Origin of the sequence: Enterobacter sp. MGH 24 (assembly GCF_000493015.1) — a bacterium.
Lineage (GTDB): Bacteria > Pseudomonadota > Gammaproteobacteria > Enterobacterales > Enterobacteriaceae > Enterobacter.
On sequence record NZ_KI535657.1, the window covers coordinates 1,308,318 to 1,326,210 of the forward strand.

General features: G+C 54.6%; 19 protein-coding genes. 5 read left to right on the plus strand and 14 right to left on the minus strand.

Features of this window, described 5'->3' with window-relative positions; translation table 11 throughout:
* Positions 1 to 98: 98 nt before the first annotated feature.
* Positions 99 to 866, plus strand: a complete 768-nt coding sequence (gene tpiA / locus L370_RS15600; protein WP_014172206.1) for a triose-phosphate isomerase — start codon at positions 99 to 101, stop codon at positions 864 to 866.
* Between the two features lie 48 nt (positions 867 to 914).
* Here the strand turns inward: tpiA and L370_RS15595 are convergent, their stop codons facing one another.
* The 6 genes from L370_RS15595 to cpxP all read right to left on the minus strand — a co-directional run bounded on the left by L370_RS15595 (position 915) and on the right by cpxP (position 7,034).
* The gene (locus L370_RS15595; protein ID WP_023333862.1) at positions 915 to 2,219 is read right to left on the minus strand and encodes an SLC13 family permease; all 1,305 of its coding nucleotides are present in this window, start codon (positions 2,217 to 2,219) and stop codon (positions 915 to 917) included.
* A gap of 73 nt (positions 2,220 to 2,292) precedes the next feature.
* Positions 2,293 to 3,036, minus strand: a complete 744-nt coding sequence (locus L370_RS15590) for a CDP-diacylglycerol diphosphatase (RefSeq protein WP_023333863.1) — start codon at positions 3,034 to 3,036, stop codon at positions 2,293 to 2,295.
* A 107-nt stretch (positions 3,037 to 3,143) separates the two neighbouring features.
* The gene (locus tag L370_RS15585; protein ID WP_023333864.1) at positions 3,144 to 4,133 is read right to left on the minus strand and encodes a sulfate ABC transporter substrate-binding protein; all 990 of its coding nucleotides are present in this window, start codon (positions 4,131 to 4,133) and stop codon (positions 3,144 to 3,146) included.
* 210 nt (positions 4,134 to 4,343) lie between these two features.
* Positions 4,344 to 5,306 carry a 6-phosphofructokinase gene (pfkA, locus tag L370_RS15580; protein WP_023309696.1) on the minus strand — a complete coding sequence of 321 codons (963 nt, stop codon included), beginning with the start codon at positions 5,304 to 5,306 and terminating at the stop codon, positions 4,344 to 4,346.
* A gap of 174 nt (positions 5,307 to 5,480) precedes the next feature.
* Positions 5,481 to 6,374 (minus strand): CDF family cation-efflux transporter FieF, encoded by an 894-nt coding sequence (gene fieF, locus L370_RS15575; protein ID WP_023333865.1) that lies wholly within the window; start codon positions 6,372 to 6,374, stop codon positions 5,481 to 5,483.
* A gap of 153 nt (positions 6,375 to 6,527) precedes the next feature.
* Positions 6,528 to 7,034 carry a cell-envelope stress modulator CpxP gene (gene cpxP / locus L370_RS15570; RefSeq protein ID WP_023333866.1) on the minus strand — a complete coding sequence of 169 codons (507 nt, stop codon included), beginning with the start codon at positions 7,032 to 7,034 and terminating at the stop codon, positions 6,528 to 6,530.
* Positions 7,035 to 7,184: 150 nt separating this feature from the next.
* Here cpxP and cpxR point away from each other — a divergent pair, with 150 nt between their 5' ends.
* Both cpxR and cpxA read left to right on the plus strand, forming a co-directional pair.
* Entirely contained in the window at positions 7,185 to 7,883 is a 699-nt protein-coding gene (gene cpxR, locus L370_RS15565) for an envelope stress response regulator transcription factor CpxR (protein ID WP_006179159.1), read from the plus strand.
* The gene (gene cpxA / locus L370_RS15560; RefSeq protein ID WP_023333867.1) at positions 7,880 to 9,253 is read left to right on the plus strand and encodes an envelope stress sensor histidine kinase CpxA; all 1,374 of its coding nucleotides are present in this window, start codon (positions 7,880 to 7,882) and stop codon (positions 9,251 to 9,253) included. The genes cpxR and cpxA overlap by 4 nt, the downstream gene beginning before the upstream one ends.
* A 115-nt stretch (positions 9,254 to 9,368) precedes the next feature.
* Here the strand turns inward: cpxA and yiiM are convergent, their stop codons facing one another.
* The 3 genes from yiiM to L370_RS15545 form a co-directional block, all read right to left on the minus strand.
* Complete coding sequence (yiiM, locus tag L370_RS15555; protein ID WP_023333868.1) at positions 9,369 to 10,043, minus strand: 6-hydroxyaminopurine reductase; 675 nt, start codon at positions 10,041 to 10,043, stop codon at positions 9,369 to 9,371.
* 70 nt (positions 10,044 to 10,113) lie between these two features.
* Entirely contained in the window at positions 10,114 to 10,734 is a 621-nt protein-coding gene (gene sodA, locus L370_RS15550; protein ID WP_004203668.1) for a superoxide dismutase [Mn], read from the minus strand.
* A 203-nt stretch (positions 10,735 to 10,937) separates the two neighbouring features.
* Positions 10,938 to 11,486, minus strand: a complete 549-nt coding sequence (locus L370_RS15545) for a helix-turn-helix domain-containing protein (protein ID WP_023333869.1) — start codon at positions 11,484 to 11,486, stop codon at positions 10,938 to 10,940.
* A gap of 103 nt (positions 11,487 to 11,589) precedes the next feature.
* Here L370_RS15545 and L370_RS15540 point away from each other — a divergent pair, with 103 nt between their 5' ends.
* Both L370_RS15540 and L370_RS15535 read left to right on the plus strand, forming a co-directional pair.
* Positions 11,590 to 12,249 carry an AzlC family ABC transporter permease gene (locus L370_RS15540; protein ID WP_023333870.1) on the plus strand — a complete coding sequence of 220 codons (660 nt, stop codon included), beginning with the start codon at positions 11,590 to 11,592 and terminating at the stop codon, positions 12,247 to 12,249.
* Positions 12,249 to 12,572: an AzlD domain-containing protein gene (locus tag L370_RS15535; protein WP_023333871.1), complete on the plus strand. Its 324-nt coding sequence runs from the start codon at positions 12,249 to 12,251 to the stop codon at positions 12,570 to 12,572. Before L370_RS15540 ends, L370_RS15535 begins: the two co-directional genes overlap by 1 nt.
* 42 nt (positions 12,573 to 12,614) lie before the next feature.
* Here the strand turns inward: L370_RS15535 and L370_RS15530 are convergent, their stop codons facing one another.
* The 5 genes from L370_RS15530 to L370_RS15510 form a co-directional block, all read right to left on the minus strand.
* Complete coding sequence (locus L370_RS15530) at positions 12,615 to 13,214, minus strand: DUF1120 domain-containing protein (RefSeq protein WP_023333872.1); 600 nt, start codon at positions 13,212 to 13,214, stop codon at positions 12,615 to 12,617.
* Positions 13,205 to 15,628 carry a fimbrial biogenesis usher protein gene (locus L370_RS15525; protein ID WP_023333873.1) on the minus strand — a complete coding sequence of 808 codons (2,424 nt, stop codon included), beginning with the start codon at positions 15,626 to 15,628 and terminating at the stop codon, positions 13,205 to 13,207. The genes L370_RS15530 and L370_RS15525 overlap by 10 nt, the downstream gene beginning before the upstream one ends.
* 27 nt (positions 15,629 to 15,655) lie before the next feature.
* A complete protein-coding gene (locus L370_RS15520) occupies positions 15,656 to 16,342 on the minus strand; it encodes a fimbria/pilus chaperone family protein (RefSeq protein ID WP_023333874.1) in 687 nt (228 codons plus the stop codon).
* 77 nt (positions 16,343 to 16,419) lie between these two features.
* The gene (locus L370_RS15515; RefSeq protein ID WP_023333875.1) at positions 16,420 to 17,127 is read right to left on the minus strand and encodes a DUF1120 domain-containing protein; all 708 of its coding nucleotides are present in this window, start codon (positions 17,125 to 17,127) and stop codon (positions 16,420 to 16,422) included.
* A gap of 465 nt (positions 17,128 to 17,592) precedes the next feature.
* A complete protein-coding gene (locus L370_RS15510; RefSeq protein ID WP_023309747.1) occupies positions 17,593 to 17,805 on the minus strand; it encodes a YdgH/BhsA/McbA family protein in 213 nt (70 codons plus the stop codon).
* Positions 17,806 to 17,893 lie beyond the last annotated feature (88 nt).

Consider the following 17,893-nt stretch of genomic DNA (forward strand, 5'->3'; position numbering starts at 1 on the left):
AGCCTTTCGAGGGAAAATCTCTATACTGATTCACAGACCATGCTGCCCGACAGGGTGGCCATATTCCTTAATTCGCTTATTTAGCGTGGAGAATTGAAATGCGACATCCTTTAGTGATGGGTAACTGGAAACTGAACGGCAGCCGCCATATGGTAAACGAGCTGGTTGCGAACCTGCGTAAAGAGCTGGCTGGCGTGACCGGCTGCGCGGTTGCTATCGCTCCGCCGGATATGTACCTGGATCTGGCTAAACACGCCGCTGACGGCAGCCACATCATTCTGGGCGCGCAGAACGTTGACGTTAACCTGTCTGGCGCGTTCACCGGTGAAACCTCCGCTGAAATGCTGAAAGATATCGGCGCGAAATACATCATCATCGGCCACTCTGAGCGTCGCACCTATCACAAAGAATCCGATGAGTTCATCGCGAAGAAATTCGCCGTGCTGAAAGAGCAGGGTCTGATCCCGGTTCTGTGCATCGGTGAAACCGAAGCGGAAAACGAAGCGGGTAAAACCGAAGAAGTGTGCGCACGTCAGATCGACGCCGTGCTGAAAACCCAGGGCGCGGCAGCGTTCGAAGGCGCGGTAATCGCATACGAGCCAGTCTGGGCGATCGGTACCGGCAAATCTGCAACCCCTGCGCAGGCTCAGGCAGTTCACAAATTCATTCGTGACCACATTGCTAAAGCCGACGCGAAAGTCGCTGAGCAAGTGATCATCCAGTACGGCGGTTCCGTAAACGCCTCCAACGCTGCTGAGCTGTTCACCCAGCCAGACATCGATGGCGCGCTGGTTGGCGGTGCATCCCTGAAAGCTGACGCTTTCGCGGTGATCGTTAAAGCGGCAGAAGCGGCTAAACAGGCGTAATTGCCTTTGTGGCGGGTGGCGCTTGCGCTTACCCGCCCTACAAAAAACCTACAACTTCCCTAAGACGCTAAACCACAGATAATCCAGCGGCAGCAGCACCAGATAGGTGGCTATCGCCAGCGCCAGACAGAGCAGCATCCCCGCCTTCGCAGGCACCTTCCCCAAGCCCATTGCCACCACAATCGGCGACGCCTGATACGGCAGCAGCGGCGTGGAATAGCCCAGCACCTGAATCATGATCACCGACAGCAGCGGGAAACCGGTCGCGTCCGAGAAGCTCTGCGCCAGAGTGGTGTAAAGCGCCGGCACGCCGTTGGCGGTCATAATGAAGTTGAGCGCGGTGGTAATCCCGGTCAGCGCCAGGAAACTGGTGAACGGCCTGTCTGCATCCAGCGGCATGATATGGAGCAACGCCTCGCCTACGGCCGAACCGATACCGGTCTGCGTCACCGTAATGGCCAGCCCGAGAATACCCGCGACGTAAATACAGGTGCGCATATTCACACCCGCAGAAAACTCCTCTCCGGTGATAAAACCGATGCGCGGCAGCATAACGATGACCGAGGCCGCCAGCCCCGTCCACGCGGGCCCCACGCCGTGCCAGCTCTCCGTCACCCACATCCCCAGCACCACCGCCAGCAGCCAGGCAAGACGCTTTTCATCCCGCCCCATAGGCTCAGACGGCGCCTGTTCCTTCTGCGGTTTTGGATTGCCGGGAAATAGCCAGCAGATAAGGCCAATCAGAATCAGGCCTTTGAGAATGCCCAGCACCGGCGTGTGCAGCAGCAGATACGGGACATAGTTCAGGTGAATACCGTACGAACCTTCCGCTGCGCCGCTCATCACCAGGTTGGGCACGTTAGCGGGCAGGATAGTGGCCGAAAGCTGGAAAGTCCCGAACCCCACGGCCAGCGCAAGCCCGAACCAGGCGCGGGAGCCGTCGGCGATACCGGCGCGTTTTGCCATCGCCGCGACAATCGGCATCAGCAGCGCAATACGCCCCATGTTCGACGGCATCACAAACGCCAGCGCGTAGCTCAGCAGCACCACGCTCGCCACCATCATCACCCAGGAGTCAGTGAGCCTTGCCGACAGCGCCCGGGCGGCCCTGTCCGCCAGGCCGGTTTTACGGATCGCCACGCCGAGCACAAAGCCGCTGAATACCAGCCAGAAAGCTGACGAGGCAAAACCGCCGAAGATAACCTCCGGCGGGGCGATTCTGGCAGTCATCGCCGCCGTGAAGAACAGCAGCGCGGTGATAAATTCCGGCAACAGCGACGTCGCCCACAGCACGATGGTGACGCCCACAATCAATGAAGGCAGCAGCAGAGGATGCGTTAACCAGAGCGACATACCTGTCTCCTGTAGAATTTTTCAGCAAGTCTACGGTGACAGGCCGCCCGAGTAAACGCGATTTATGGTGGGGTTATTTCAGGATAGTGCATTGATGATCCTGCAATTCCTCTGCTGACGCGCGGTTAAGCGTGAGCAGGTTACGCTCTGTCGCCAGCAAAACAAACGAGCCATCCGACTGCTGCGCCATTGCCAGGGCAAAGCGCCCCATATGGTCGCGCGCCTCCGGCAGCTCTTCCGCCAGCATCATAAACGGGCTGCGCTGGACCAGCTCATTTTCCGTCACCCGACGGGCAAGATACTCATGCCCTTCCAGCCCACCCGGGAACGGTAGCCACTGGGTGCTGATTTCTCCCTGTGCCGCGTTAAGCTTCTCGCGCACGTCCGAGCGAAGGCAGGAGATATGAATATGGAAATGGTTCTGCGTGCGCCCTGTCGGGGAGTTAATCGTCAGCGAAATGGCGCTGTCAGGCACCTCGGATCCACGCTTCAGGGTCATAAAGCTGCGCGACTGCCACGCCAGCCAGAAAAAGTTCGGCGTATGAGCGTCGGTCAACAGCGGGCTCTCGGTACCGTTGATGCGATATGTCGGCATCAGCAGGTATTGCAGCGGCCCGTTGCGATCTTTAAATACCACATAGCCTGCATCCATTTTCACCTGCGCACACGGTGCCGGGTTACGGTTCTGGATCTGATTCGGCACACACTGGTCGAGAACGATATGTCGCAACGCATTCGGATTACCCGCCTTCATCCAGTACACGCCGCCAGCGGCAAGGGCGATGACAATCAGGATCAATAAGATAATTTTTTTCACAACGCGTTCCCTGTTTTCAATAGAGGCAAAAGAGTAACGCAAAATGATGACCAAATAAAAAACCCGGCGGATTTCTCACGCCGGGTTTCCGTGTCATGGGCTAATGGTTAGCGCTGGCTGATCTGGTCGAAAGTGCCACCGTTAGAGAAGTGCTCTTTCTGCGCTTTCGTCCAGCCGCCGAACTCGTCATCAATGGTGAAGAGCTTCAGCTTAGGGAATACGCTTTCGTATTTCTTCGCAACGGCCGGATCGCGTGGACGGTAGAAGTTTTTCGCCGCAATTTCCTGGCCTTCTGGCGAGTAGAGATACTTCAGGTACGCTTCAGCTACCGCTTTGGTATCTTTTTTCTCAACCACTTTGTCGACCACGGAAACCGTCGGCTCAGCCAGAATAGACTCGCTTGGGGTGACGATCTCAAACTTGTCTTTACCCAGCTCGTTGGTGGCCAGCAGGGCTTCGTTTTCCCATGCGATCAGCACGTCGCCAATCCCGCGCTCGACGAAGGTGTTGGTGGCGCCACGCGCGCCGGAGTCCAGCACCTCAACGTTTTTATACAGCGCTTTCACAAATTCCTGCGCTTTGGCCTGGTCGCCATTGTTGTGGTGCAGCGCGTAGCCCCACGCGCCCAGGTAGTTCCAGCGAGCGCCGCCGGAGCTTTTCGGGTTCGGGGTAATCACCGAGACGCCCGGTTTGATCAGGTCATTCCAGTCATGGATCTGTTTCGGGTTGCCTTTACGTACCAGGAAAACAATGGTGGACGTATATGGCGCGGAGTTATCCGGCAGGCGTTTGATCCAGTTTTTGTCGATGCGGCCACGCTCGGCGATCGCGTCGACGTCGTAGGCCAGCGCCAGGGTCACCACGTCGGCTTCAATACCGTTGATAACCGAGGTCGCCTGCTTGCCGGAGCCACCGTGAGACTGGCGAACCACGACATTGTCACCGGTTTCCTGCTTCCAGTGTGCTGCAAACGCTTTGTTGTATTGCTCGTACAGTTCACGCGTCGGGTCGTATGACACGTTCAGTAACTGGATGTCCTTAGCCAGAACGCTGGTCGATGCCAGCAATAATGTAAAACCCACGCCCCATTTATTCATCGCCCAGCTCTCTTATGTAGTGTTTTGATGAATGCAGCGTGCCAGAAAGCGAATCGAGGATTAAAGAATAAAAAAAGATTGGCTATAACGTAGTGGAATAAAAAAGCGTGCGCGCATAAAAAAGCCGGGTGGCGGCGACGCCTTACCCGGCCTACGAGTCGTGCTTTTGTAGGCCCGGTAAGCGCAGCGCCACCGGGCAATCAACATCGATCAGTACAGTTTTTTCGCGCAGTCCAGCCAGTCACCTTTAAACGGACGCTTCATGTTTTCAATCGCGTCGATGATGTCATGATGAACCAGTTTTTCGTTCTGAATACCGACGCAGCGGCCGCCGTGACCCTGCAGCAGCAGATCGATAGCGTACGCGCCCATACGGGACGCCAGAATACGGTCGTAAGGGCCTGGGGAACCGCCACGCTGGATGTGACCCAGTACGGTCGCGCGGGTTTCGCGTTTGGTTTCGGCTTCGATGTACTTCGCCAGCTCGTCAACGTCACAGATGTGCTCGGTGATCGCCACGATCGCATGTTTTTTACCCTTCGCGATGCCCGCTTTGATTTCAGCCACCAGATCTTCACGGCTAAATTCGACTTCTGGCACGACGATAAATTCGCAACCGCCCGCAATGGCTGCCGCCAGCGTCAGGTCGCCGCAGTAACGGCCCATCACTTCAACGATAGAGATACGCTGGTGAGAAGACGAGGTGTCACGCAGACGGTCAATCGCTTCAACAACGGTACCCAGTGCAGTAAAGAAGCCGATCGTGTAGTCAGTGCCTTTGATGTCGTTGTCGATGGTGCCCGGCAGACCGATGCACGGGAAACCCATTTCGGTCAGACGTTTTGCACCCATATAGGAGCCGTCACCCCCGATCACCACCAGGGCGTCCAGGCCGCGTTTCTTCATGTTTTCGATAGCCACTTCACGAACGTGTTCATCACGGAATTCCGGGAAGCGTGCAGAACCGAGGAAAGTACCGCCACGGTTGATCATGTCAGACACGCTGTAACGGTCGAGCTGAACCATACGATCTTCATACAGGCCCAGATAACCGTCATAAACGCCAAAAACTTCCAGGCCTTCCGTCAGCGCTGCACGGACAACACCACGAATTGCCGCGTTCATGCCCGGCGCATCACCGCCGCTTGTCAACACACCGATTTTCTTAATCATGACTACCTCTGAACTTAGGAATGCAAAATTGAAATCTGTTGCCGGAAGAAACTTATCGACCAACGAATACTGCAAATAGTATATCAATCCCTTCCAGCTGAATTGATTCAGGTCAGACCAAATGGCGGTAATTTATACACAAAATGCTGGCCTGGCTCACTTTTTTACAACGAATTACGAAAGCCCAACATGACCGGGTACAACCGAGCAGGGATCCTGGTGAATGATGACGTCTGAACCAGGAAAACGCTGCAAAATCGCCTGCTCGACCTGCTCAGCAATAACGTGAGCCTGTACCAGTGGCAGGTTGTCTTCCATTTCAATATGAATCTGAATAAAGCGGGTCGGCCCTGACTGCCGCGTTCGAAGATCGTGTGCACCGCTGACGCCGGGCCAGGAGGTCACGATGGAAAAAATTTCATTACGTTCTGAGTCCGGGAGGGCGCGGTCAAGCAGTGATTGCACCGCTTCATACCCCATCCGCAGGGCGCTATATAAAATATAGATACCAATCCCTAACGCAAACAACGCATCGGCCCGATGCCAGCCATACCAGGCCAGACCGAGCGCAATAAGAATAGCCCCATTCATCATAACATCAGATTGATAATGAAGCATATCCGCCCGTACGGCCTGACTTTGCGTTTTGCGAACCACCCAGCGCTGGAACGTTACCAGAACAAGTGTGCATATAAGTGCAACGACCGTCACAACGACGCCCACGCCGGGATCGTTCATCGGTGTCGGCGAGACGAGATGCTGAATGCCGGTGAGAAACAGGAACAGCGCAGAACCGGATATAAACATACTTTGCGCCAGCGCGGCCAGCGACTCCGCTTTACCGTGCCCAAACGTGTGTTCTTCATCCGCTGGCTGCAGCGAGTAACGCACGACCAGAAGGTTGGTCAATGAGGCGGCAATGTCCATCAGCGAATCCACCAGCGCCGCCAGAATACTGACCGAGCCGGTGTACCACCAGGCAAAGATTTTAATCAGTAACAGGCTGGATGCCATGACGGTCGCCGCGATGGCGGCCCGGCTGACCAGTCTTCCATAGGATTGATTCATAAACGCTCCTGTCATGTCATGCCGCTATTATAACGGAAGCATGAGGAGTCGAAGGGTGAATAAACGGTTAACAATAGAGAATGACAGGCAAAAAAAACCCCCACATCATGTGGGGGAAGACAGGGATGGTGTCTATGGCAAGGAAAACAGGGTTTACTGGTTACTACGGGTACTGCTATTGCTACTGAAAAACGTCGTTTCTGAGCTTCGCTGCATCCGTGCAACCTCACGCAGCTGGTCCATTCGCTGCTGATGTTTGGTGTTCAAAACCGCTTGCTGCTCGGGCGTTAGCAGGTGGAACATCTGGTTGCGGACCTTCGCCATCTCTACCTGACGGGCAACCTGTTCCTGTGCCATTTTTTCGGCCTGAGCGCGCACAGCGCTTTCGTCAAAATTTTCTGCGGTGACAAGGCGATGCATTGTCTCCATTTCGCTAACATTAACAGGGGGCTGCTCGTGTCGGGCCCTCTGCATCAGATCTCGCATCTGTTGACGCTGATGTTCGGTTAAACTTATGCCGTCAAACATATGGCTTTGGCTGCTGTTCTGCGTTACACCCTCTTGTAAGGGACTGTTATCGCTGATGATAGCTACAGCAGCCTGGCTAAACGCACTGAACGCCAGCGTTGAGGCCATGACGGCAGCGGTAACTTTGCGCATCACTTGCTCCCAAAATCTTTCGTGTCGCGATTCAACGAGAGACAGTCTACGATTCAGGCTGCAAACATGCGTCAGGGGGTGTAAAACAACGTAAAGTCATGGATTAGACGGCCTTGATGTCGTAATTTCTGCCTCGGAGGTATTTAAACAATGAATAAAATCCTGTTAGTTGATGATGACCGAGAGCTCACATCCCTTTTAAAGGAGTTGCTCGACATGGAAGGTTTCAACGTCCTGGTTGCCCATGATGGCGAGCAGGCGCTGAGTCTCCTTGACGACAGCATCGATTTACTTTTGCTCGACGTGATGATGCCGAAGAAAAACGGCATTGATACGTTGAAAGAGCTTCGCCAGACACACCAGACCCCCGTTATTATGCTGACCGCACGCGGCAGCGAACTTGACCGCGTACTCGGCCTTGAGCTGGGCGCGGATGACTATTTACCGAAGCCGTTTAACGACCGTGAACTGGTTGCCCGTATTCGCGCTATCCTGCGTCGTTCCCACTGGAGCGAGCAGCAGCAAAATACCGACAACAGCTCACCTACTCTTGAAGTCGACTCCCTGAGCCTGAACCCGGGCCGTCAGGAAGCGAGCTTTGATGGCCAGACGCTGGAACTGACCGGCACGGAGTTCACCCTGCTGTATCTGCTGGCGCAGCACCTCGGCCAGGTGGTATCGCGTGAACACTTAAGTCAGGAAGTGCTGGGCAAACGTCTGACCCCGTTTGACCGCGCCATCGACATGCACATCTCTAACCTGCGCCGTAAGCTGCCGGAGCGTAAAGACGGTCATCCATGGTTTAAAACCCTGCGTGGTCGCGGTTATCTGATGGTTTCCGCTTCATGATAGGAAGCTTAACCGCCCGCATCTTCGCCATCTTCTGGCTGACGCTGGCACTGGTTTTAATGCTCGTACTGATGTTGCCAAAACTCGACTCACGCCAGATGACGGAGCTTCTCGACAGCGAGCAACGTCAGGGCGTGATGATCGAGCAGCACGTCGAAGCCGAGCTGGCAAACGATCCGCCGAACGATTTAATGTGGTGGCGCAGGCTGTTTCGCGCTATCGACAAGTGGGCGCCGCCCGGACAACGCCTGCTGCTGGTGACCAGCGAAGGCCGCGTCATTGGGGCCGATCGCAATGAAATGCAGATTATCCGCAACTTTATTGGCCAGGCGGATAACGCCGATCATCCCCAGAAGAAGAAATATGGCCGCGTAGAGATGGTGGGGCCTTTCTCCGTCAGGGACGGGGAGGATAATTATCAGCTCTACCTGATCCGTCCGGCGAGCAACTCCCAGTCTGATTTTATCAACCTGCTGTTTGACCGCCCTCTCCTGCTGCTGATTGTCACCATGCTGGTCAGCTCGCCGCTGCTGTTATGGCTGGCGTGGAGCCTGGCAAAACCGGCGCGTAAGCTGAAGAATGCCGCCGATGAGGTGGCGCAGGGTAACCTGCGACAACACCCTGAACTGGAATCCGGGCCGCAGGAGTTCCTGGCCGCCGGAACCAGTTTTAACCAGATGGTGAGCGCGCTCGATCGCATGATGACGGCCCAGCAACGTTTACTGTCGGATATCTCCCACGAGCTGCGTACCCCGCTTACGCGCTTGCAGCTTGGCACCGCGCTGCTGCGCCGCCGCAGCGGTGAGAGCAAAGAGCTGGAGCGCATTGAGACGGAAGCGCATCGCCTGGACAGCATGATCAACGATCTGCTGGTGATGTCGCGCAATCAGCAGAAAAACGCGCTGGTCAGCGAAACGGTGAAAGCCAACCACCTGTGGCATGAGGTGCTGGACAACGCGGCGTTCGAAGCGGAACAGATGGGTAAATCCTTCACCGTCAACTTCCCGCCGGGCCCGTGGCCGCTGTACGGTAACCCTAACACGCTGGAAAGCGCGCTGGAGAATATCGTGCGTAACGCCCTGCGCTACTCGCATACGAAGATTGAGGTGGCGTTTTCGGTGGATAAAGACGGGATTACGGTCATTGTCGATGACGACGGTCCTGGCGTCAGCCCGGAAGATCGCGAGCAGATTTTCCGTCCGTTCTATCGTACCGATGAGGCACGCGACCGGGAATCGGGCGGTACCGGACTGGGTCTGGCGATTGTTGAAACCGCCATGCAGCAGCACCGCGGATGGGTGAAAGCCGACGATAGCCCGCTGGGCGGGTTGCGGTTAACGCTGTGGCTACCGTTGTACAAGCGTTCGTAGTTCTCTGGCACCGTATTGTAGGCCCGGTAAGCGCAGCGCCACCGGGCAATAACAGCGCAGAGGCAAAAATGCCGGGTGGCGGCTTCGCCTTACCCGGCCTACACTCTTCCGTGGGCTATTTCCCCCACAATCTCCGAGAATTATCCTCGATCTTGCTGCTTAAACGCCGCTTCTGCATCGTTCTGGTCCAGCTGGTCGATAACCCCGCCGCCGACAGCAGGCGGTGATACTGTTCGTCATCAAACGGCATATGCCAGGCAATGGCGCCGGCGTCATAAACAGACACATCGCTCAGGCGCGACGCCAGCTCAAGCGGCGCGTCCGCTGAAACCTGCCCAGCCAGCACCACGCGGTACAGCCAGCCGGTTTTGCCCGCGTTTTGCAGCTGGGCAGACATATCCTGAATGCCGAAATGGTAGTTGAGCTTGAAGCACGGCGAGCGCGGCTGCGTCACCTGAATCAGGGCATCGCCCCAGCGATAGATATCACCGATAAACACGTTCTTTTCGGTGAGCCCTTCGGTGGAAAGATTCTCGCCAAACGCGGGGGCGACGAAGAGGTACGCCTGCTCGGGAAACTCGGTTCTCCAGTGCTGATAGTGTTCGCGAGGATAGTGGCACAGCGCGCGCTCGGGCCCGCCGTGGATTTTCTTTTCGGCCTGCTCGTCACCCGCAAGCCCGAGGTCGGTTAACGTCAGCTCACCGTCGACCTGAATTTTGGCGATGGCACTCGGGCGGCTGCCGTCGTACTCCCTTACCTTGCCTGTAAATACATTCACCGGATAATGCATCGCTGCTCCTTTCTGCAGATACAAAAAAAGCGAGTCATAAGACTCGCTTCTCACAGGCGTCAATGCAACCTTATTTTTTAGCGGCGAAACGTGCTGCTGCTTCGTCCCAGTTCACCACGTCCCAGAAGGCTTTGATGTAGTCCGGGCGACGGTTCTGGAATTTCAGGTAGTAAGCGTGTTCCCATACGTCCAGACCCAGGATTGGGAAGCCGGATGCGCCAGAGATCGCTTCACCCATCAGCGGGGAGTCCTGGTTAGCAGTAGAAACCACCGCCAGCTTGTCGCCTTTCAGAACCAGCCACGCCCAGCCAGAGCCGAAACGGGTTGCAGCAGCTTTTTCGAATTCCGCTTTGAAGTTGTCAACGGAACCGAAGTCGCGCTCGATAGCCGCTTTCAGGTCGCCCTGCAGGGTGGTACCGGTTTTCAGGCCTTTCCAGAACAGGCTGTGGTTAGCGTGGCCGCCAGCGTTGTTACGCAGAACGGTTTTCTTGTCCGCTGGCAGCTGGTCCAGCTTGGTGATCAGCTCTTCAGCAGACAGGTTAGCGAACTCAGGCAGGCTTTCCAGCGCGGCGTTCGCGTTGTTCACATAGGTCTGGTGGTGTTTAGTGTGATGGATTTCCATCGTCTGCTTGTCGAAATGCGGTTCCAGTGCGTCGTAGGCATACGGCAGGGATGGCAGTGTATAACTCATAATCCTCTCCATTATTGTCGGGCGGCACAGCTGTTAATGCCGCGTAAGCAGTTGGTTCATTATAGTTAATTAAATGATATTGAAAATGATTATCAATGCCGTAGTTTTTATAAGGTTATTCACATTCTGACAAAAGCCAAAATGGGTAATTCACTCAGGAGGTTAACGGAGGATACTGCCGCGATGACGGCAGCATTGTTGGGTTAGTTTTGTTCCGCCACCAGCAGCGCGTACGTGTCTGGCTCCAGGGCCTTAAAGATGTGCGGCTGGTCGGCGGGGTAACAGATGTAATCCCCTGCGCCGAGCTCTTCCGCCGCGTCAAGCAGGCCGACCAGCGCCCGTCCCTGCGTCACAATAATATGCTCAACCGAGCCCGGCGGATGCGGCTGAGAAATACGATCTGCGCCCGGCTGGGTCATCAGAAGATAGACATCGCGGCGCGCGCCGGGGGGGCATGCTGCCAGTAAAATAGCCTCGTAATTAGCCTGCCCGGCAACCACTTTCGTCCCTTCACCACGGCGGATCAACTGCGTAGTCGGCAGCTGCGGCTCTAGCAGGCGGGCGAAAGGAATATCCAGCGCCACGCAAAGCGACCACAGCGTTTCCAGGCTAGGGTTACCGTTGCCGGACTCCAGCTGGGAAAGGGTGGATTTTGCGATCCCGGCACGGCGGGCAATTTCCGCCAGTGAAAGCCCGGTTCGCAGGCGTTCCCGCACCAGACTTTTGGCGATCAGGCTGATCGGCTGCGTCATATAACGGCCTCTTTGTTCTATAAATCGAACGAATCGTTCATCTTGAAAAACACATCTGTTGCGTTCATTATAATGGATACACGTTCGTTATGGCTAAAAATGTATGAAGCATCATCTCTCTTGCCTGAAAGGCGACACCATAAAAGCAATCATCCTGGTCTGCCTCGCGGTCGGCGTGGTCGGAATGTCATACGGCTCCCTGGCGATGGCCTACGGTTTCCCGGTCTGGGTACCGTTTGTACTCTCCATCACCGTACTCGCGGGCGCGTCAGAGTTTATGTTTATCGGCATTGTAGCAAGCGGCGGTAACCCGCTGGCGGCCGCAGCCGCGGGGTTGCTGGTCAACGCGCGGCACGTTCCGTTTGGCGTGACGGTGCGTGAGCTGGTGGGTAAGCGCGGTCTGAGCCTGTTGGGCTGCCACATCATGAACGACGAAAGCGTGGTGTTTGGCCTGTCGCAAAAAACCGCCGAGCAGCGTAAGGCCGCCTACTGGCTGTGCGGCTTAGGCGTCGCCATCGTTTGGCCGCTCGGTGCGCTGCTGGGCGCAATGGTTGGCAAACTGTTACCTGACCCGGAAACCATCGGCCTGGACGCGGTATTTCCGGCCATATTGCTGGCGCTGGTGGTTCCCGCATTTAAAAACCGTACCACGCTGATCCGCGCCTGCAGCGGGGCCGCGCTTTCACTGGCTGCCGTGCCGTTTGCCCCGGTAGGATTACCGGTGCTGCTCTCTTTACTGGGTCTTGCTGCGAGGAAAAAATAATGGGAAATATGACGTTTTTTATTCTCGGCATCGCCATGTTGTCTGCGGGAACGTATCTGATGCGCCTTGGCGGGGCGAAACTGGGGAACAGGCTGGCACTGTCAGAACGCTCTCAGGCGCTGCTTTCGGACGCGGCAACAGTGCTGCTTTTTTCCGTGGCGCTGGCGACCACGTTTTATGAAGGCGAACATTTCGCAGGAATGGCGCGCGTGCTGGGCGTGGCGTTTGCGGTGTTTCTGGCCTGGAGAAAGATGCCGTTAATTGTGGTGATCGTCGCAGCAGCGGTGGTGACGGCGTTATTGCGTCTGGCGGGTCTCCACTAAGAGAAATGCCCGACAGAACCGATCTGTCGGGTACCCGAGAGATTAATGCGCCGGGAGCGTATCGACGTTAAGCGTCAGCGTCTCGTTAAAATCAGTGGTGTTGGTGACGCTAAATGCCTCATCAGAAAGATAGGTCGTGATCATCATAGTGGCGGTGAACTGCTCGCCCACCACTTCGGTGCCGTTAACCGCAGCCAGGGCTTTTTCAGGCTTCAGCGTAACCTGTGATGCGCCCCCCTGAACGGCAACCGCACCAATATCGACCGCAGCCAGTTGCACCGGACTCCCGTCAACTCGCCCATCCTTGAATTCAATTTTCATCGCGCCGCTGTCCGTAAAGCGATACGCCATGTTCTGTCGGGCTGCACCGTCAATGAAGATGCGCATTTTGCGCGGATCCGGGCACAGGACCGAAACCTGAAACTCGCGCGTGACCGAGGCATAACCGTTATAGACCTTACCAACATGTTCAGTGGAGGCCTGCCGCATATCCTCCTTACGGTAGCGTCCATAATCGACTTTCTTCACTGCAGACATCATGTCGCAGTCGCCATTATCGGCCCGGGCAACTGCCGGTAGCGTCGACGCGCCGCAGAGTAATGCGATCATCAGCGCGCATTTACGAACGTTATTTAGAGACATTTCCCTGTCACCTCTTCATAGAATTTATTCGGTTCCGCCTCCGGCAGGGTGTACGTCAGCTTGCAGCGTCTGTCGTCCAGCTTCGCATACAGCGCCTGGCTGGCGGAGATATCGTTCAGGAAGATCACGCCATCTTCGGGTGCGCTCGTCACATACTCCCCAGCGGCATCTACAATCGAGACCCCTTCCGGCAGCGGCGTGCCGTCCGCACGTTGAATATTGAGCAGCACGCGGCGCTGGCTCAACGTCGCAAATTCCCACTTCGCCACGGCGCCGTGAGACGCTTTGATCGCCGTTCGGCCATTTCTCACGTCCAGATTGCCTGGCAGACTTTCCGTGTTGATCTCAATCGAGCTTTCACGGAACGGCGTCAGCGCAGGAATAATCGCCTGACCCCATTTATCGGTCCATACTGCACCGCGTGAGGTGTCTAACTCGATGCCGGCCACCGGTTTATCCAGTCTGGCAATGGCATAGGTATCGGTAACCCGATAAGGCGAGAAGGTCACCCCGTCGCTGTGGGCGACAATGCCACCGCTTAACGCTGCAGAGTAGTTGGTGTTGTTGTCGTTATCGCCACCTGCCGCCAGCGCCAGGTTGGTGTAATGCAGATTACTGTTCAGCGAGCTATCCCAGCTGGTGGTGTTCTCGTCATGATCCTGCGTCACGCCTACCGTGTACTGGTTTTCGGTATTAAGTGACCCCATCGCGCGCGTGCCGTAAGAGCTCTTACCTTCACTCTCGCGATACCAGGAGCTGGTCGTCACCCCGGACCGCCCCAGCGGGATCGACACGTTCACGTAAAACTGATCGTTGTCGCTGCTGTCGTTCCGGCTAACGTCCGACTCCCAGTTCACGCTCACGTTGAAATACTTAAAGGTCTGCGACCACGAGGTGATAAACCGGCGGCTGTCATACTCGCTGTCCCAGCTCTCATTGCGGTAATAGCTTAGAGAGAAGCGGCCGAGCGTCGCGTTTGACCAGTTGATGCCGACGTTAGAGTCGTATTTGGTTTGCGACATATCATCATCGTCGCCGTAGAGTTCCTGCATCTCCCGATAATCCGGCGTGCCGTAGCTGCCGCCCAGCGAAATGCCGATGCCGTACGGCAGGGCATAGCCCAGATCCAGCGTCGTTTTGTTGCCATCGGTTTGCGTCTGGTTGTCAATTGACGCCAGAAAACCCAACGAGGCATACAGGTTCTGCATGGGTACGGTATCCAGGTTGCCGGAGAAGCCATAATAGTGGTTATCCGCCATGACCATACCGGCCAGGAAATTCATGCGCTTGTTGATAGACCAGCCGTTGTTGGCAGAAACCACCCACGGGTTTTCAAAGCGCGAGTCCATGTCTTCAACGCGACCCACAGCCAGCGTAAAGCCCGGGGCGCGTCCCACGTGGTTGCTGCGAAATGTGCTCGCCGAGACGGTAAACCTGTTTTCACTGCCGTCGGTCTCGGTCACGGTGACGTTCAGGTCGGTATTAAGATTAGCCAGCGGCACATCGTCCAGGTTAAACGGCCCGGCGGGAACCAACGTGGAGTAGATGAGCTGTCCGCCCTGGCGGATATCGACGCGCGCCTGCGGATTACGAGCAATACCGCTGACTTCGACGCCTGTACCCGCCTGGGAAGCGAGTGCGGTATCCGGCATCATCTGGACCCCGTAAATACTCGGGATACTGAAGCGGCTGTTGGCGACGTTAATCTGGCCGCCCTGCACCATGATGCCGTAATCGGTAAAGGTACGTTGGGCATAGGTGTAGAGAGACTCGACGTCAAAACCCTGATCGCTGCCGTCGCTAATAAACTGCGTGCTGCGTACAATCCAGTCGCCGGCGTTAAAGCCCATTTCAAAGGTCGACTGAAAACGGTCGGCGTTGTCACCATCATATTGATTATGGGTGCCGAACATGGAGTAATTCAGCATGGCTGCACGTCCGCCGCTTACCTCTGCGAACTGGCGGCCGTAATCAGGATCTACCGCTTCCGGCGGAACGACCACCGATATTTCTTCAATATCGGGTGACGTCTGAATTGTTGACCCGGACCAGTATTGATGAATCTTCGGGCAGGTACCCCTTTTAATCTGTTTAATCAGACCTGCGTTTTCCAGAAAATCTTTATCAATACAGGGCGTTCCTTCTTCATCAAATTTCACAGGCATAATATTGCGCGGCTTACCGTTAATATTAACCGTCACATTATGGTAGCCAGGGGTAAAACGGGGAGCAAGGGAATAGTAATCCGCAATGGCCGGATCAAGCCCATTGCTTTTTAAGGCATCACCATCAAATATGGCTCGCGCCAGCTCCAGAGAGTCATTTGCCGTAGAGGAAATTTCAGCCCGAATATTAAATGCCAGCGCGCTAAGGCAAAACACGAGCATTCCCTTTTTACAGGAACCGTTTAACATAACTACTCCATGTACCGTTAAGTGATTTTATTGCTTAAGATCGGCAATATAACTGCCCGCCTTATAGCCATAGCGCGTTGCCGGATAGATTTCGATTTGTTTTTCGGATGCTGATATATTGGCTGGCGCGATGGCCGTCATTTTTTCGCCAGGAAGAATATAGGTTTTATTCAATTTCGCGACCGCACCCGACGCCATTAATTTTACCTTTTGCTCCATCCGTACCACATAAGGCGTTTTGTTCTCTACCGTGACGTTGCCATTTTTAATTTGCCAGGTAAGTGCCTTCCAGGGTTCAAGATTTACCGCCAGGCCAGCCGGGTGAATAATGACGGGAAGGTTCTGGCTAAACACCACTTTAACTTTATTTTTTTCACGCTGCGGGATGGCGGTAAAAATGACGCGCTTGAAATGCTCCACTTTCAGAGGCTCGGCGCTGCTTTTCAGCACAAAGCGTACGCGCTGGGTTTTACCCGCCTCAACGCGCACAACCGGCTGCGTGGCAATCAGGCCAGGTTTTGGGTCATCCGGGAGATCGATAATTTTGGTGTACAGCAGCTGTGCGTCAGCATCGGTGTTTTTAACATCCATGCTGCCCCCCTGCTTGTCTTCATTGACAATAAGCAGCGAGGTGTCCGGCACCATCCCGGCAGCCATGCCGTTGAATGAAGCCAGCAGGCAGGCACAGATCAGCGTTCTCTTTAAAAGCAGCATAATATTAGTCCATTAATATTGGTAAATGACACCCCACCGGAGTGGGATGTCAGCCATTTTCTGATGCTCGAGGGGGATTACAGGTAAACCAGCTCAACGTTGGTTAAGCCGTCCAGCGTGGCTTCATCCGTGATATTTAAATCGTCGGTTGGGTTAATCATCGCGGCAACACCCACGTTAAAGTTAACCTTGGTTTGCGCGACAGGCGTGCCGCCCAAAGTGTTACTGAAGGAATATAATTCGCTTTTGTCTGTGCTAACTTTTAAATAGCGCTCTCCGCCTGTGGTTGCCCACGTTGTTCCGTTATCGCGCGATGCGGTAGGATACAGTTCATCGCCAGCGTCATTCGTGACAGCGCCTTTCGTCATCTGAATCGCTAATGAATAGGCACCAATTTTCTTACCATTGTACATACCCAACCCTGCGGTCTGGTACGCCTCTCTCCCAAATTCCGTATCAATAAAATTGGTCGGCAAAACTTGAGTGGGTCCTGAATCTGCATGGGCATCATTAAACGTCACTGCAATGCGGGTGGCCTCTTCGCAGGTAATGGAAATAGGAATAATTTTGACATCCGCCAATGGTGTAGCCGACGTGGAATTCAGTGAAGACGCACTTATCGTGCCATAATCGGCAATACCACCACCGCTAATAAATGTAGGCGTACAGGAAGAGGGGACGATTTTACCGGTCACCTGAATATCAACACTTGAAGCGGCCATAGCAGAGGACGCCACGATAGCCAGCGCGGACGCCAGCATTCCTTTTTTGAACATCGCGTTCATTTAATTTCCTTATAAAAGTGAAATACAAAACATGCCAAATAATTAATATTTGGCCTGATGGGGTACAACTAAACATTATTTTAGAAAGTAGCATTACAGATAGGTCAGATCAATAACCCCAAAATCTTTTAGGATTAGCGCCTGAGGAATTCCTTAAATCTCAAGATCAATAATAATTATTTTATATGCAAAACTCAAAACCCCGGCTTATAGCCACCAAAAACATTCACCAAAGAAATACAGTGGATTAACTGGCCAGACCATTTATTTAAATTATTTATAGGATTGTTGTTTTTTAAACAAACGTTACACAAGAAACCGGATTCTTACTTTTTTTATTTTGTTTATCAGGATTATCCTGGAGGACATGACTGTTTTGGGAGGAGGCAGGCGGAAGTTAAGCAGAGGGGAGCAGAAGAACAACCTGTCCCTGCTCCGAAGAGCGAGGGACAGTGGCTACACGACTTATTTGGTCAGTTCAGCAGTCATGTGTACGCGGTTACCTGAGAACGCCTGGGTAATTTTGTAAGATGACGCGCCGGCTTCCTGAGCCTGAGCCGCGATTTTCGCTTCTGCGCCATCAATGGTTGACGCGGTTGCGGTCACGGTCTGTGCAGCGAAAGAACCGAAAGAAGTAGCCAGAGCGATTACAGCGACAAAAGTTTTGATGCTTTTCATAATATAAACCCTTTCATTAAGTTGTTTAGGTAAGGCACCGTGCCTTGATGAGATAAATACTAGACCTCATCACGAACAACTAAAAGCG